This window comes from Flavobacterium luteum, assembly GCF_008806775.1.
Classification (GTDB): domain Bacteria; phylum Bacteroidota; class Bacteroidia; order Flavobacteriales; family Flavobacteriaceae; genus Flavobacterium; species Flavobacterium luteum.
In genome coordinates this window covers 312,696-329,785 of the sequence record NZ_WAEM01000002.1, presented here as the reverse complement: position 1 = coordinate 329,785, position 17,090 = coordinate 312,696, and the positions used below count along the sequence as shown (strand labels likewise).

At 31.5% G+C, this 17,090-nt stretch carries 12 protein-coding genes; 7 read left to right on the top strand and 5 right to left on the bottom strand.

Going from position 1 to position 17,090, the window contains the following annotated elements:
* Positions 1-7: 7 nt before the first annotated feature.
* The gene (locus F6464_RS05270; RefSeq protein WP_151106760.1) at positions 8-1,267 is read left to right on the top strand and encodes a hemolysin family protein; all 1,260 of its coding nucleotides are present in this window, start codon (positions 8-10) and stop codon (positions 1,265-1,267) included.
* A 108-nt stretch (positions 1,268-1,375) separates the two neighbouring features.
* The gene (locus tag F6464_RS05265; RefSeq protein WP_151106759.1) at positions 1,376-3,472 is read left to right on the top strand and encodes a peptidylprolyl isomerase; all 2,097 of its coding nucleotides are present in this window, start codon (positions 1,376-1,378) and stop codon (positions 3,470-3,472) included.
* A gap of 55 nt (positions 3,473-3,527) precedes the next feature.
* Here the strand turns inward: F6464_RS05265 and F6464_RS05260 are convergent, their stop codons facing one another.
* Together F6464_RS05260 and F6464_RS05255 are read right to left on the bottom strand one after the other, a co-directional pair.
* Positions 3,528-4,439: a GYDIA family GHMP kinase gene (locus F6464_RS05260; RefSeq protein ID WP_151106758.1), complete on the bottom strand. Its 912-nt coding sequence runs from the start codon at positions 4,437-4,439 to the stop codon at positions 3,528-3,530.
* A gap of 4 nt (positions 4,440-4,443) precedes the next feature.
* Positions 4,444-5,760, bottom strand: a complete 1,317-nt coding sequence (locus F6464_RS05255) for a hydroxymethylglutaryl-CoA reductase, degradative (protein WP_151106757.1) — start codon at positions 5,758-5,760, stop codon at positions 4,444-4,446.
* Between the two features lie 80 nt (positions 5,761-5,840).
* Here F6464_RS05255 and F6464_RS05250 point away from each other — a divergent pair, with 80 nt between their 5' ends.
* The 5 genes from F6464_RS05250 (at position 5,841) to F6464_RS05230 (ending at position 13,186) form a co-directional block, all read left to right on the top strand.
* Positions 5,841-7,037, top strand: coding sequence for a DUF1624 domain-containing protein (locus F6464_RS05250; RefSeq protein ID WP_151106756.1), 1,197 nt, complete (start codon positions 5,841-5,843; stop codon positions 7,035-7,037).
* A gap of 135 nt (positions 7,038-7,172) precedes the next feature.
* Positions 7,173-9,350, top strand: a complete 2,178-nt coding sequence (locus F6464_RS05245; protein WP_151106755.1) for a S9 family peptidase — start codon at positions 7,173-7,175, stop codon at positions 9,348-9,350.
* Positions 9,351-9,352: 2 nt separating this feature from the next.
* Positions 9,353-10,858, top strand: a complete 1,506-nt coding sequence (locus tag F6464_RS05240) for a peptide MFS transporter (protein WP_151106754.1) — start codon at positions 9,353-9,355, stop codon at positions 10,856-10,858.
* 9 nt (positions 10,859-10,867) lie between these two features.
* Positions 10,868-12,673 (top strand): peptide MFS transporter, encoded by a 1,806-nt coding sequence (locus tag F6464_RS05235; RefSeq protein WP_151106753.1) that lies wholly within the window; start codon positions 10,868-10,870, stop codon positions 12,671-12,673.
* Positions 12,674-12,721: 48 nt separating this feature from the next.
* Complete coding sequence (locus F6464_RS05230; protein WP_151106752.1) at positions 12,722-13,186, top strand: thioredoxin family protein; 465 nt, start codon at positions 12,722-12,724, stop codon at positions 13,184-13,186.
* A gap of 4 nt (positions 13,187-13,190) precedes the next feature.
* On the opposite strand, the gene F6464_RS05225 is transcribed toward F6464_RS05230, so the two are convergent.
* The 3 genes from F6464_RS05225 to lpxB form a co-directional block, all read right to left on the bottom strand.
* Positions 13,191-15,215, bottom strand: coding sequence for a ComEC/Rec2 family competence protein (locus tag F6464_RS05225; RefSeq protein WP_151106751.1), 2,025 nt, complete (start codon positions 15,213-15,215; stop codon positions 13,191-13,193).
* Positions 15,216-15,294: 79 nt separating this feature from the next.
* Positions 15,295-15,918: a C40 family peptidase gene (locus F6464_RS05220; RefSeq protein WP_225318032.1), complete on the bottom strand. Its 624-nt coding sequence runs from the start codon at positions 15,916-15,918 to the stop codon at positions 15,295-15,297.
* A 45-nt stretch (positions 15,919-15,963) separates the two neighbouring features.
* The gene (gene lpxB / locus F6464_RS05215; RefSeq protein ID WP_151106749.1) at positions 15,964-17,076 is read right to left on the bottom strand and encodes a lipid-A-disaccharide synthase; all 1,113 of its coding nucleotides are present in this window, start codon (positions 17,074-17,076) and stop codon (positions 15,964-15,966) included.
* Positions 17,077-17,090 lie beyond the last annotated feature (14 nt).

Genomic DNA, 17,090 nt, shown 5'->3' with positions numbered 1-17,090 from the left:
ATAAGAAATGGAAATTAGTATTATAATACTATGTTTGTTCTTTTGCGCTTTTTTCTCAGGAATGGAAATTGCTTTCATTTCTTCCAATAAAATTTATCTTGAAATAGAAAAAAAACAAGAAAATTTTATTTCACAAATCCTTACAAAACTTACAGAAAAACCATCTAAGTTTATAGCAGCAATGCTAATTGGAAACAATATTGCGCTTGTAGTTTATGGTTTTTTTATGGGTGATATGTTAATGGCTTGGATAAAAACAGTACCATATCATTTTTCAGAATTATCGAATTTATTGATTCAAACTGCAATTTCAACTCTCATAGTTTTAATCACAGCGGAGTTTTTACCAAAAGTATTTTTTCAAATCTATTCTAATAGTTTGATTAAATTTTTTGCGCTTCCTGCGTATTTATTCTACAAACTTTTTTATGTTGTATCTACTTTTATACTTTGGATATCCGATTTTATTCTGCGAAGATTCTTCAAAACTCAAGGCGATCAGGTACAGTTGTTTTTTACCAAAGTAGAATTAGGCAATTATATCACAGAACAAATGAGTACAGTTGAAGATCATGAAAATGTAGATTCCGAAATTCAGATTTTTCAAAATGCTTTAGAATTCTCCGGGGTAAAAGCAAGAGATGTCATGACGCCTAGAACAGAGCTTGTTGCAGTAGATATTTATGATTCTATTTCTGATTTAAAAGAAATGTTTATTCAAACAGGATACTCAAAAATTTTAGTGTATCAAAATTCTCATGACGATATTATTGGGTACGTACATTCTTTTGAATTGTTCAAAAAGCCAAAAAGTATTAAATCGATACTAATTCCTGTAGAATTTGTTCCCGAAACTATATTTATAAAAGATGTATTGAATTTACTCACCAAAAAAAGAAAAAGTGTTGCAGTTGTTCTTGATGAATATGGTGGAACTTCAGGAATTATAACCATAGAAGATATTGTAGAAGAGCTTTTTGGAGAAATTGAAGACGAACATGACGAAGTAGAAGAATTAATAGAAAAAGAACTAGAAGATGGGGTTTATTTGTTTTCAACTCGTTTTGATGTGGAATATTTAAATCAAACTTTCAAATTGAACATTCCTGAAAGTGACTCTTATGGAACTCTCGGTGGTTTTATTGTCGATTTCACAAAAAAGATTCCTTTAAAAGGCGAACAAATTGTAATTGATAAATTTCATTTTACCATTGAAGAAGCCACTAATAAAAAGATAGAATTGGTTAAACTTAAGATTATAGAATAATTTTTCAGAAAAGAATTAAAATTATTGAAAATTATAACTATACAGTTATGGATATTAAATAGATAATTGTATTTTCGCAAACTGAAATTAAAATTAACAACAATAAAAATGGCAGTTTTACAAAAAATTAGACAACGTTCACTTCTTCTGATACTCGTTATTGGCTTTTGTTTATTAGCATTCATCATTGGAGATTTATTTAACAGTGGTGGTTTTAGAAGCTCTTCGAAAGATGTAGGATCCATAAACGGAAAAGATATTTCGTTTGAAGATTTTAGAATCAAAGTGAGTAATGTCGAGAAAAGTGGTCAGCAAGGAATGACAGCTACACAGGCAGCAAATAGAGTTTGGGATCAAGAAGTTTCAATTGCTTTATTGTCTGCTGAGTTTGATAAGTTAGGTCTTAGAGCTGGAGAAAAACACATTCTTGAAGCATTTAAAGCCGATCAAAATATAGGACAAAATCCAATGTTTCAAACCAAAGGTGTTTTTGATTTGGCTAAATTTAAAGAATATTTTAAATCGAATCCAGAGCAAGCACAATATGTAAAAGATAGAGAAAAAGATGCTGATCTTAATTCTAAATATCAAATATACAACACGTTGGTAAAAGCAGGTATGTTCACAACTGAAAGTGAAGGAAAGTTTAAATATGAAATGGAGGCCAATAAAGTAAATTTTGATTTTGTTTCCGTTTTGTTTTCATCTATAAAAGATACGGATGTAAAAGTTTCAGATGCTGAAATTACAGATTACATGAAGAAAAACGAGAAAAAATACAAAGCCGAAGAATCTCGTGAGATTGAATATGTTTTAATAGCAGATAAAGCTTCAGCTCAAGACGAAAACGAAGTAAAGACTACTGTTAATTCATTATTAAACACCAGAATAATTTACAATCAAGCAACTGCTAAAAACGATACTTTACCAGGATTTAGAGAAGCGGTAAATACAGTTGAATTTGTAAATGAAAATTCGGATCTCCCATATGATTCGACCTATGTTGCTAAAAAAGATTTGCCAGCAGAAAGCGCTGAACAATTGTATAATTTACCTCAAGGAGAAATTTACGGTCCTTATATGAAGGGCGAATACTACTGCATCACTAAATCTTTAGGAAGAAAAGCAGGGATTAATGCAAAAGCAAGCCACATCTTGATTAGTTATGAAGGAACGCAAGTGCCCAACAAAAAAGAGAAAAGAACTAAAGAACAAGCAAAAGCAAAAGCAGAAATGTTATTCGCTCAAATTCAAGCCAATCCTTCTAGTTTTTTAATGATGGCTTTCTCTAATTCTGATGATTCTTCTTCACAACAAGGGGGTGATTTGGGTTATTTTTCTCCAGGACAGATGGTAAAACCTTTTAATGATTTTGTATTCAATAATCCTGTAGGTAAAATAGGTTTGGTAGAAACTGATTTCGGTTTTCATATCATTAATATTACTGACAAACAAGACGGTGTTCGTTTAGCTACAATTGCTCAAAAAATAGAACCTTCAGATGCTACAACGGATAAAATTTACCAATCGGCAGTTAAGTTTGAAATGGATGCTAACGAAAAAGATTTCGAAAAAGTAGCTAAAGAAGCTAAGTTAACTGTAAATCCAGCTGTAAAAGTAAAAGCTATGGACGAAAGTTTTGGTAGCGCAGGAAACCAAAGACAAATTATAAGATGGGCTTTCGAAAATAAAACGAAAGTTGGTGACGTAAAACGTTTTGAAATTGCTAATGTTGGTAACATTATTGCTAAACTAAAGAAAGTTCACGAGAAAGGATTAACACCTATTGATGATGCTCGACCAGGAATTGAACCAATTCTTAGAAACAAGAAAAAAGCCGCTTTAATCACTGCGAAAATGAAAGGAACTTCATTAGCGGCTATTGCAAAATCAAATGCGACAACGGTACAGCAAGCTTTAGATGTAAATCTTGAAAATGCAAATTTACCAAATGTTGGTCAAGAGAAAAAAGTTGTTGGTATTGCATTCGCTTCGGCAGTAAATAAATTATCTGCTCCAATTGAAGGAAATTCTGGAGTATTCGTAATTCAAACTAAATTGGTAACAAAAGCTCCAGTTTTAAAAAACCATACCGATTATATTGCTAAAGTAAAATCACAAACTTCTTCTTATTCAGGTCGAGTAATTCCAGCTTTAAAAGCTGAGGCCGATATAGAAGACAATAGAGCTCAGTTTAATTATTAAATTCAATTTATTCAATAAAAAATCCCGACTCGTTTTATGACTTGTCGGGATTTTTTTATAAAATCATTTCTTCGTAACTTAGAATTGTTTCATAGCCTTTTCCTTTAAAATAAACTGAAGGATTTTCTTTTGAAACTACCAAAACAAAATCACCTCCCCAAGCACCAAGACTTTTAATCGTTCCTGAGAAATCTGAAAATAATGTTTCTTTTGCAGTTTTTGTTTCTAAAATTTCACTTAGAATTGTTTCGTGATTTTCAATTTCTGAAACAAACGATTCAATTTCCTTTGATAGTAGTACTGAATTCGTAATGGTATTTATTTTAGTAATGAATGGAACAATATCATTTTGTTTCTTATAATAAGAGGCAATCGCATTTTTGCTACTTTGTTTTTTGTTGAGATAAACAAAATACAATTGGTTGGTAAAACTAGGATTAAAAACTACAGATGTTATAATTGGTTTTCCGCGTTCTAGTTGATAGAGAATAGGCGTATTGTTTTGAGCGCAAGCAATATCATAACCACTGCCTCCAAAACTGTTGTTTAGTAAAGCAAACGCATCAATGTTGATCCATTGTGCTATATTGTTTATAAGAGTGGAAGAAGTGCCTAAACCCCAAAATTTAGGAAAAGTCAGATGGGTTGTTATGTTGTATCCTTCTGAAAAATTGAGGTAATCAGCATTCAATAGAAACGCTTCGTGCAAAATGGCAATTAACGTATTTTTTTCAGGCAGATTTTCGAAAGTAGTTTTTTCTATAATTTCAGAAAATAAAATGATTTCATTAAACCAAATACTTTTGTCTTTATCAAAACTTTTCCAAACAATTTCTTTATTTTTTCCTTCTTCAACAATCAAATCCTGACCAAATTTTGTTGGTAAGGCAAGGGCTTTAGCGCCATCTAAAACGACATATTCTCCTGTAATTAATAGTTTTCCGTTGCTATAGAATCTTTTTTTCAACGTTTTATTTTCTTAAGTTTTCAATAAAATCAACGACAGCAGCATGTGAAACTATATTGTGCTTGAAAAAATTAGTTACCAAGACTCGTTCCTCAATAGTAGCTTCAAATTGATTAATAATGTTATTCAAGTGCATCTTCATGTGTCCTTCCTGAATTCCTGTAGTAGTTAAAGACCGCAAAGCTGCAAAATTCTGAGCCAAACCAGCAACCGCAACAATTTGCATTAGTTCCTTTGCATTTGGTTTTTCAAGCATTTCTAAACAAAATTTCACCAATGGATGCAACGAAGTTAATCCGCCAACGGTTCCTAATGCCAATGGGATTTCCATCCAAAAGCTAAAAACTTCATTTTCAATTTTAGCATGTGACAAACTCGAATACTGACCATTTCTGGCAGCATAAGCATGAATTCCAGCTTCTACAGCACGAAAATCATTGCCCGTCGCCAGCACTACAGCGTCAACTCCGTTCATGATTCCTTTGTTGTGGGTTACCGCTCGAAAAGGTTCGACCTCGGCGATTTGAACCGCTCTCACGAATTTTTCGGCAAAGTCTTGAGGATTTTCAATTTTCTTTTCGGCTAATTCAGAAACTTTACAAGAAACTTCGGCTCGAACAATACAGTTAGGAACATAATTAGACAAAATACTCATCACAATTTGAATGTTTTTTTCTTCTTCTGAAAAGGTTTCATTCAAAAGCGCTTCTTCTTTCAATGTTTTAGCAAATTGTTCTAAACATGAATTGATAAAATTGGCTCCCATTGAATCTTTGGTTTCAAAAGTCGTATGCAATTGATAGTAATTATCTATTAAATGGGTTTTGTTTTTAAGTTCAATATCTAGAATTCCACCGCCACGCTTTTGCATGTTTTTAGTAATGCCTTCGGTAGCTGCGATGCATTTTTCTTTAATTGCTAAAAAGAATTGTTCTAGTTTTAAAGTGTCGCCAGTATATATAAAATGAACTTGACCAATTTTTTCGGTGTTTAAAACAGTAGTTTTAAATCCGCCACGGGTCGACCAAAATTTTGCCGATTTTGATGCGGCAGCCACAACAGAACTTTCCTCAATAGCCATAGGAATCGTATACTTTTTTCCGTTGATTATGAAATTTGGAGCAACACCAAGTGGCAAATAAAAATTAGTTAAAGTGTTTTCGATAAATTCGTCATGTAGTTGTTGCAGTTTTTCGTCAGCATTCCAATACCTTTTAATTAATGAAATAGCTTCTGAAGGATTAGAGAAATATTCTTTGGCAACCCAATTAATTTTTTCTTCTTTGGATAATTTGGAAAATCCTGAAACAGTGTTGGTCATGCTCAATTTTTAAATAATTTGATAGCAAAGATACGGTTTAGATTTATTAGTTATATTTGATTGTAATTAAAAACATAACTATGGAGATCATTCAAAAAAGAATTCAATCTATTGATATTCTTAGGGGAATAGCAATGGTACTTATGGCACTAGATCATGTGAGAGATTATTTTCATATTACAGCATGGACAGACGATCCTTTAAATCTAGAAACGACTACGCCTGCGTTATTTTTTACAAGATTTATCACTCATTTTTGTGCTCCAACTTTTGTATTTCTTTCAGGAACTTCTATTTATTTGCAAAGTTTACGCAAAACTAAAAGCGAATTAAGTGTTTTTTTATTCAAGCGTGGTTTGTGGCTTATCTTTGTTGAATTTGCAATTGTAAATTTTGCATGGACATTCAACCCGAATTATCCTTTACAAATTTTTCAAGTTATTTGGACTATTGGCATAAGTATGTTTATCCTAGGTTTTTTAATTAAATTACCTTACAATTTTATTCTCGGCATCGGGTTATTGATAGTTTTAGGTCATAATTTATTGGATTTTCCAGAAGCTGTTTCGGGTTTTAAAGCAGGTTTTTGGTGGGATTTGCTGCATCATGGTCATGCTGTTTTTTATCCCATAAATGCCAATCATTCGGCTTTTATTTTTTACCCTTTCTTGCCTTGGACAGGATTGATGATGCTGGGATATTGTTTAGGGAAATTATTCACTCCAGAGTTTTCATTGGCTCAAAGAACCAAACTCCTTAAACAATTAGGAATAGTTTTGTTGGTGTTATTTATCATTCTTCGCGGAATTAATATCTATGGAGACCCTTTGCCGTGGCAATACCAACAAAATAATTTTTATACTTTTTTATCATTTCTAAATGTGCAAAAATACCCCCCATCGTTACTTTACATGGCCATCACTATTGGAATGGCATTATTTGCATTATCATTTTTAGAGAAAATTGAAAACCGATTTACCAATACAATGGTGGTTTTTGGAAGAACAGCTTTCTTTTATTATATTCTTCATTTGTTCTTGATTCATTTTTTTGCTTTAATAAATTATTTCATCAATGGACATTCTATTGCAGCTATTTATGATTTTTCAACGAAATACAATATTCCATTTTTAGGAGTTGTAACTACTGATGGTTTTGGTTTGAAGATGGTCTATATAATTTGGATTGTTGTAATTCTTATTTTATTTCCAATCTGTAAATGGTATGATGGCTATAAAACTGCACACAAAGAAAAATGGTGGCTGAGTTATTTGTAGTTGTTTAAAATTGAAAAAGGATTTATTAAATTGAAATGATGACCATTTTTTTAAAATCCGCTTTTAACACAAAATAGTGTCATTATGTGTAAATTTTTCACTAAAATTGACAACTTTTATATTTAACTATAATCTATGAGATCAATCAATATTATTTGTATTCTTTTTTTATTGAGTTTTTCGGTTGTTGCCCAACAAAAAATAACTGTCGAAGGAATTTATTCAGGTGCTTTTCGAGCCAAAGGAATGGACGAATTGCAGTCTATGAAAAACACCAATCAATATACGGTACTTAATTTTGACAGAGCTTCGAGAAGTATGCAAATAGACTTATATGATTTTGCCAACTTAAAAAAAGTAGCCACACTTATAGATACTAAAGACCAAAAAGAATTAGCTGATGGTATTGATAGCTATACTTTCAATTCTGATGAAAAAATGATTTTAATTGCAAACAATACCAATCAAATTTACCGTTATTCGTTTACTGCCGATTATTATTTATACAATACTACAACTAAAGAATTGACCAAACTATTCGATTTTCAAATTCAAGAACCTGCATTCTCTCCTGATGGGACAAAGATTGCTTATGCCAAAGAAAACAATCTTTTTGTATATGATATTGCGACAAAAAAATCAGTCCAAATGACAGCTGACGGAAAGAAAAATGCAATTATAAACGGAATCACAGATTGGGTTTATGAAGAAGAATTTGCTTTTGTAAAAGCTTTCGATTGGAGTGCCGACAGTAAAAAAATTGCGTATATCCGTTTTGATGAAAGTCAAGTGCCTGAATTTTCGATGTCGATGTTTAGAAAAGACTTGTATCCAACTATTGAAACCTTTAAATATCCGAAAGCAGGTGAAAAAAACTCATTGGTTTCTTTGCATATTTATGATGTTGCTGGTGTTTCAACTAAAGAAATAGATCTTTCAAAATACAATGATTTCTACATTCCAAGAATTGAGTGGACTAATGACTCTAATTTTTTATCAGCAAAAATATTAAATCGGCACCAAGACAATTTAGATTTATTGTTTGTTGATAGTACTACAGGAACAACCAAAGTAGTTCTTAACGAAAAGGACAAAGCCTATATTGATTTTATTGATACCGATAACTTAACTTTTTTAAAAGACAATAGCTTTATTTGGACTTCTGAAAAAGACGGTCACAACCACATTTATGTATACGATAAAACAGGGAAATTAAAAAATCAAGTAACAAAAGGAAACTGGGAAGTAACTTCTTACTATGGTTTTGATGAGAAAACTAAAACTATTTTTTACCAGTCGGTAGAGAATGGTTCTATTAATAGAGATATTTATAAAATTGGCCTTGATGGGAAAAACAAAGTGCGATTGTCTCAAAATACAGGAACAAGCTCGGCAACTTTTAGCCCGAATTTCCAATATTTTATTACCACTTTTTCTAGTGTAACCCAGCCTACAACTTATACATTAAATGATTCTAAATCAGGAAAATTAGTTCAAGTTATTGAAAACAACGCAGCATTATCAACTAAACTTAAAGCGTATAATTTACCTTCTAAAGAATTTTTTGTTTTAAAAACTCCAAAAGGAAACGAATTGAATGCATGGATGATAAAGCCAAAGAATTTTGATGCTTCAAAAAAATATCCTGTATTTATGTACCAATACTCAGGGCCTGGTTCGCAACAAGTCAATAACGAATGGAATAATACGGATGATTATTGGTTTATGATGCTGGCAGAACAAGGATATATTATCGCTTGTATTGACGGAAGAGGTACGGGATTTAAAGGAGCTGAATTTAAAAAATGTACTCAAAAAGAGTTAGGAAAATACGAAGTAGAAGATCAAATTGACGCTGCAAAAGTATTAGGAGGGTATCCCTATGTAGATAAAATGAGAATCGGAATTTTTGGATGGAGCTATGGCGGATTCATGTCTTCTAATTGCCTACTGAAAGGAGCAGATGTTTTTAGAATGGCTATTGCTGTTGCACCTGTAACCAATTGGCGTTTTTATGATAGTATTTATACGGAGCGATACATGCAAACCCCTCAAGAAAACCCAAGTGGTTATGATGATAATTCACCCATAAATCATGTTGATAAACTCAAAGGGAAATTTCTTCTGATACATGGTTCGGCGGATGATAATGTACACTTACAAAATTCTATGCAAATGATGGAGGCATTAATTCAAGCTAATAAACAGTTTGATTCCCAAATTTATCCTGATAAAAATCATGGAATTTATGGTGGTAAAACCCGAATTCAATTGTACAACAAGATGACTAATTTTATTAAAGAAAATTTATAAAAATGACTAAAACAACCGCATTAACATTAGAAGATATTCAAAATTTTGAGGGCAAATATCCAAAACAATTATGGTATTTGTTTTTAGTAGAAATGTGGGAGCGATTCTGTTTTTATGGAATGCGAGGAGTATTAACCATTTTTATGGCAGACCAGCTTTTAGGGCTCTCTTTATCGGATAAGGAATCCAATTTAAAATATGGAGCTATTCAGGCCTTTGTATATGCTTTTACATTTATTGGGGGTATTTTTGCAGATAAAATTTTAGGTTTTAAAAAATCACTTCTTTTTGGAGCAACAGTTATGATTCTTGGGAATTTAATTATTGCTTTATCACCACAAGAATTTTTCTATTTAGGAATCACGCTGTCAATTATTGGAACTGGGTTTTTTAAGCCCAATATTTCTTCAATGGTAGGAGAACTTTATAAAGAAGGTGATAGCAGACGTGATGCTGGTTTTGGGTTGTTTTATTCAGGAATCAATATTGGGGCATTGCTTGGTGGAGCTGTTTGTGTTTATCTAGGTACAAGTCCAGAATATGGTTGGAGTTATGCTTTTTTATCAGCTGCAATAGTAATGATTATTGGGTTGGTGACTTTTATCATCATTAAAAAATCTTTGGGACCAATAGGCGATTCTCCTTTGTTGAATTTAAGTTCATCTAAAAGGACAATAAATGAGATTGCAGTTTATGTTGGCTCATTAATTAGTATTCCATTAATTTTTATAATGATAAAAAATACGGATTACACGGATTATTTCATGTACACCATTGGTCCATTGGCGATTTTATATTTTATATACGAAACAATAAAAGAGAAAGAAATTAAAGCACAAAAGAAATTAATTGCAGCCTTTATATTCATTCTTTTTTCGGTTATCTTTTGGGCTTTCTTTGAGCAAAGCGGAGGTTCATTAGCCCTTTTCGCCAAAAATAATTTGAATAGCTCACTTTTATTTTTTGAAATAAATCCAAATATTATCAACAATACTTCTAATTCTTTATTTGTAATTGTCTTTAGTCCAATTTTGGGATTAATTTGGTTAGTCATGGCAAAAAAGAAAGTGGAACCTAACACTGTAATGAAATTTGGAATTGGATTTTTGTTTTTAGCATTGTCATTTTATGTGTTTTATTATACGCGATTTTTTGCCAATTTAGAAGGAATTACTTCTCTAAATGTTTTTACTTTTGCTTATTTAATAATAACATTTGGTGAACTGTGCTTATCCCCAATAGGATTGTCAATTATGACAAAATTATCTCCTAAAAGGTTGTCAGGAATGATGATGGGGATGTGGTTTTTAGCAAGTGCTTATGGGCAATATGTTGCTGGTTTATTAGGTGCAGGAATGTCTTCGCCTGATGAAAATGCAACATTAATTACTAAACTTCACGGCTACACCGAAGGCTATTATCAACTTGCAATTTATGCGTTAATTGCAGGAGTATTATTAATTGTAGTATCGCCATTAATAAAAAAACTAATGCAAGAAGTAAAATAAAAAAATACTATGACTCAAAACTCAACTGATCAGTTTTTTAAAAATCCCGTTCTAGGTCATCCTGCCGGATTATTTGTATTGTTTTTTACCGAAATGTGGGAGCGATTTTCATTCTACGGAATGCGTTCTTTATTGATATTATTCTTGACAACATCGGCAGTTGACGGTGGTTGGGAATGGACTCGTGAAAATGCTTCAGCTTTATTTGGTTCCTATGTAGGATTGGTTTATTTGTCAACTATGTTAGGCGGATATTTCGCTGACAAAGTTATTGGTTTTCGTTGGGCTATTGTTTTGGGAGCAACTCTAATGACTCTTGGTCATGCTTCAATGGCGTTAGAAACCCATTTTTCAATTTATTTAGGATTGGTATTATTGGTTTTTGGAAACGGATTTTTTAAACCAAACATGACTTCTATTGTTTCAGAAATGTATAAAGACAGACCTGAGAAAAAAGATGGAGCCTATACTTTATTTTATATGGGTGTTAATGCTGGAGCTTTTTTTGGAATTTTACTTTGTGGCTATCTCGGAGAAAAAGTAGGTTGGAGTTATGGTTTTGGTTTAGCCGGAATTTTTATGTTTTTCGGTACTTTACAATTTTGGTTGTCTCAAAACATATTCGGAGATATTGGTTTAAAACCAAATGCTGATAGTAAAGCAAAAGCCGAAGCTTCTGATACTGATAAGAGAAATCCTTTTACGCCAATACAATTAGTAGTAATAGCTATAACTTGTCTTTTAGGATTGTTATGGATTTTAAACGATCCTGCCTCAAAAATTTCTGGAGGAAAAGTAAATGTATTTGGTTTTCTGGGCGAAAACGGAAATTCAATTGCTATTGTTACCGCTTTATCATTATTCATAGGGTTATTAATGTATCGATTTACACAATATTCTCAAATCACTAAAGAAAAACTTATTGCAGTTACATTTTTCGCTTTTCTTACTATTTTCTTTTGGGCAATTTTTGAGCAGTCACCAAACAGCTTGACCATTTTTGCAAACGACTACACTAATAGGGTTTTAGAAGGGAATTGGAGTGTAACTTTTTTAATCATCAATTCATTAATAACCATATTGCCATTGGCCATAATTACATGGGTTTTGTACTTATTATTTAAACAAACATTCAAAAATTATGCAATTGCCAATATCATTTTAAGTATAAGTTTTGTAATTATATGGGCAATCGCCATCTGGATGTTAGCAAAAGATTATTATACCGCAGGATATTTATCTTTATCAGATGATACATTATCTTTATTAAAAATTGATAAAGTTACAATGCCTTTAACAGAAGTTCCTGCAACTTGGTTTTCTACACTAAACTCATTGTTTATTATCACTTTAGCACCTTTGTTTTCTAAATGGTGGGAGAGTAAATACAATCCAAATGCCAATTTAAAGTATGGAATTGGTATGGGATTATTGGCTTTAGGTATGGCTTGTGTAGCTTTTGGAGCAAACGGTATTTTACCAGGAGCAAAAACAGCATCAGTGAGTATGATATGGTTGATTTTAGTATATTTGTTCCATACAATGGCCGAATTGTGTATATCGCCAGTAGGTTTGTCTTATGTAAGTAAGCTAGTTCCAGCAAGAATGATTGCATTTATGTTTGGAGTTTGGTATCTTGCAGTAGCTATTGGAATGAAAGGAGCAGGGATGTTTGGAGAAAATATTGATACCATTGCCAATGAGCATGGATTGAGCTATTTTTTCTGGATGTTAACAATTATTTCTCTTGTTGTTGCTGCTTTTTCAATAATAATGGGTCCAATTATAAAAAAATTAATGCATGGTGTCCGATGAATTTAAGGCACGGTTTTTGAAAACTAAATTTTAAATAATAAGATAAAAATGAAGAAAATAGGTTTAATACTTTTGTTAGTGATTGGTTCTATGGCAGTTCAGGCTCAAGAATTAAAATGGGAAACTAATTTAGAAAAGGCAACTCAAGTTGCTTTAAAAACTAAAAAGCCACTATTGTTGTTTTTTACAGGAAGCGATTGGTGCGGGTGGTGCATCCGTTTACAAAATGAAGTGCTTAAAACTCCAGAATTTAGCTCATGGGCAAAAGAAAATGTGGTTTTGGTAGAGGTTGATTTCCCGAGAAGATCTCCTCAACAGCCCGAAATTCAAAGTCAAAACGCACAATTACAACAACTTTTTGAAGTGAGAGGTTATCCAACTATTTGGCTAGCAAATCCTCAAAAAGCAGATGAAAAAATCAATTTTAATAAAATCGGTAGTACAGGATATGTAGCCGGAGGTCCTTCTAAATGGATTGAAAATGCCAATCAAATTTTGACTTCAAAAGGATAAATTCTTAATTTAATCTATAAAATCCCTTTTCGCCAGTAGCGTGAAAAGGGATTTTATATTTGATACAAGTCTTTTTCCAAACTTTAATATAGGTTTTATAGTTTGAAGCATCTGCAACGACTTGTTGCGGTTTCATTTTCAAAAAAAGTCTTTCTAAATTTAACTTTGGTGATTGTGTTAGTATGATAACATTAGGTTTTTTATTCAAAGAAAAAATGCCTAAACTATCAATGATTAAAATTTTTTTACCATTAAAATAAGCAAGATTTGGTAAAGCTTTTATTGTTTTTAATGTGGTAAAGTTAGCAACCTGATATGATTTCAGCATTGAATTGTTTTGAATACTATCTTTACTAAACAAAATCAAATTTTGTCCATTCCTTTCTCCAATCAGAGTTGCTTTTTTTATATTAAAAACGATGAATTCTTTTTGACTTTGCGTTTTCCAAATCGAAATATAACAAGTTGCCTGAAATAGTAATATTGTGATTAAAGTAATTGCCATTTTAATATAGTTGGGTTTTTTAAACCAAATAACCATTGCAATAATTACTAAATAGGAGCTAATGGTCATATACCAATTGAATGGAATATCTTGAAAAATGAATTGCTCAAATGACGCTACCCAATTTATCGTTTTGTTTAAAAGAAATATGCTCCATTCTAAAATTTTTGCAAAAAAAAGGTTTACATAATCAAAACTGGCTAAAGTCATTACAAAAACTCCTAATGCCATTATTACTCCTAATGCAGGAAGAATTATTAAATTGGTGACAAAAAATAATCCGGGAAATTGATGAAAATAATAGATGCTCAAAGGCATAGCTCCAATTTGTGCAGCAAATGAAACTGTAATAATATCCCAAAAATAGCTTTGAATTTTATTTTTTGGAGTCCAAATACTTGAAAGTAAAGGCTGCAACCAAAGAATAAAAAAAAGTGCAACATAACTCAATTGAAAACCAACATCAAACAGAAACGAAGGTTCAAAAAGCAGAATGAAAAATAGAGATGCTAATAATGTATGAAAGACATTTGTTTTTCTTTTTAAACACATTCCAATAGCTACAAATGAAAACATTGTTACAGAACGAATCACACTTGGCGATAAACCAGCAAGAAATGCAAATCCCCATAACGAAAATAGAATAATACTTAATTTTATATAGGAGCCAAAATTATTTTTAGGTAGCGGCTGCAGCAAAAAAGTAATAAAAAGTAAAATAAAACCGATATGCAATCCAGAAACCGATAAAATATGAATAGCACCTGCAAACTGATAATCGTGTAAGATTTCTGGAGAGATATCTTGTTGCTGTCCCAAAATTAGTGCTGCAACTACATTTAATTCTTCATTATTAAAGCCGCTTTTTCTTAAATTATGTATTATTTTATTACGAAGTTGATTGGAGTAGTAAAAAATATCTTCATCTATTTCAGAACTGATTTTTATATCGTAAGCACTAACAAACATTTGTGCCAAAATTGATTTATTAGTTAGATACTTTCCATAATCAAACTGATCAGGATTGTTGGCTGACTTGTGTTTAAATACAGCCCCTTTAATTTGTAAATTCGATCCTATTCTTATTTGTTCTGAAAGTGAAGTTTTGTAAATGTTAATAAGGATTTTCCCTGAACTCTCAATGTTGTCTATTTTTTTTACAATAGCAATATAACGATTGCTAAAAGTTGAGTTTTTCAATTTTTCTCGTAGTACAATTTCCAGCAAATGTTCTTTTTTGTCATCTTTAATTTGATGAACATAATTGCTTTTCTGAAAAATATCAGAGTGAATGACTTGAGTAGTAAATCCTATAAAAAAGGACAGGAATAGGAGAGAAAATCCGAAGTATAATTTTTGTATGAAGTCTTTTTTTGATAAAAGTAAAGTGATACAAATGGATAAAAAAGAGATTAAAAGAAAAGTGAATGCCAATTTAGGATTGGGATTTGTATAAAAAGACATTAATATTCCAAATACAAAAGCAATTGTAATTTTTGCTAATGGAAATTGCATTACTTTCATGCTAAATAGTCTTAAATTTTTAATCGATTGAAAAAATTAAAAACTAAGATAAGCAATTTTAACAAGTAATATAGTGTTATTATAAAATTCTATTTACTTGACTAAAAGATTTTTCGTAATACGGTTCTTTAGTAGAGGAAATAATAACTCCTTTTTGTGTGGAAGAGTGAATAAATTTTATTTCATCATCGTTTATTTCAATAACCATCCCCACATGATTAATTACGTTTCGACCATTGGTTTTAAAGAAAATGAGATCGCCTTTTTTTATAGCATCGGTACTTATTTTATCCCCTATTTTCGCCATATCTACTGAGGATCGAGGCAAAATAATATCAAATTTTTTAAAGGTAGCATACATCAATCCAGAGCAATCATAACCTTCTGACGTGGTTCCTCCTGGTTTATAATTGGCACCAAGATTTGCAGCTGCTGTATTGATTAATTGTTTTATCAAATAGCTCGTGTCGTCATCGGAAACAACATAATCATCCTCGTTTTTTTCGTTAAGTTTTGATTTTTTTGTTGATTTGGGTTCAGAAGGTTTAGTAGTCTTGTCATTTTTTGCAATTACTTTTTTAGATTGTGGCAAGCTATATATTCCTCTTTTTTCTGCTTCGATTTTTGAAGTAATGATATTAGATTTTGACTTACAAGAATATAAAAAGATGACAAGAATTAGGAAAAGGGCAATGTTTTTCAAAACAATAATTTTTTGCAAATTTAGGAAATTAAATTTAAAACGGATTTACGATAGGTTTCGTACAATTAACTTTGCGGTTTTTTCGCTTGCGCCGGTTCCCCCTAGTTTTGATTCTAAAATTTCATATTGTTCTAAGAGTTGTTTTCTATGATTGGGTTCAAGTAGTTTTTGCAATTCGATTTTCAGATTTTTACAGTTGCATTTTTCCTGAATCAATTCAGTAACCACCTCTTTGTCCATGATTAAATTTACAAGAGAAATGTATTTTAAAGTAATGATTCGCTTTGCAATTTGATACGAAGCCCAACTTCCTTTATAACAAACAACTTCAGGAACTTTAAATAATGCGGTTTCTAATGTTGCAGTTCCAGACGTAACTAATGCCGCTGTGGAATGACTCAACAAATCATAGGTTTTATTTGCAATAAAATGCACGTTTTTGGTTTTCAAAAATTGCTCGTAAAAGCCGAATTCTTGGCTAGGTGCGCCAGCAATAACAAATTGATGATTAGGAAAATCATCTACAACACTTAACATAACAGAAAGCATTTTGGTAATTTCTTGTTTTCTACTTCCTGGAAGAACAGCAATAATTGGTTTTTCTTCTAGTTTGTTTTCTCTTATAAATGTATCGACTTCAATAGCTTTTCGATTATGAATAGCATCTATTAATGGATGCCCAACAAACTCTACTACAAAACCATGCTTTTTTTCGTAGAAATCTTTTTCAAAAGGCAAAATAACATAAAGTTTATCAAAATCGCGTTTTATGGCTTCAATGCGATTTTCTTTCCAAGCCCAAATTTGTGGCGAAATGTAATAATGCGTTTTTATACCCTTTGCCTTAGCCCACTTTGCAATACGCATATTAAAACCAGGGTAATCAATAAACACAATTACATCAGGATTGAAATCTAAAATGTCTTTTTTACAAAATTTGATATTGTTTACAATGGTTTTTAAATTGAAAATCACTTCAATAAATCCCATAAAAGCTAATTCTCTGTAGTGTTTTACCAAAGTTCCACCAACAGTTTTCATTAAATCGCCACCCCAAAACCGAATATTAGCATTGTTATCTTCTTGATATAATGCTTTCATTAAATTTGAACCATGTAAGTCTCCAGAAGCTTCTCCAGCAATAATATAGTATTTCATTTCAATAAAAAAAG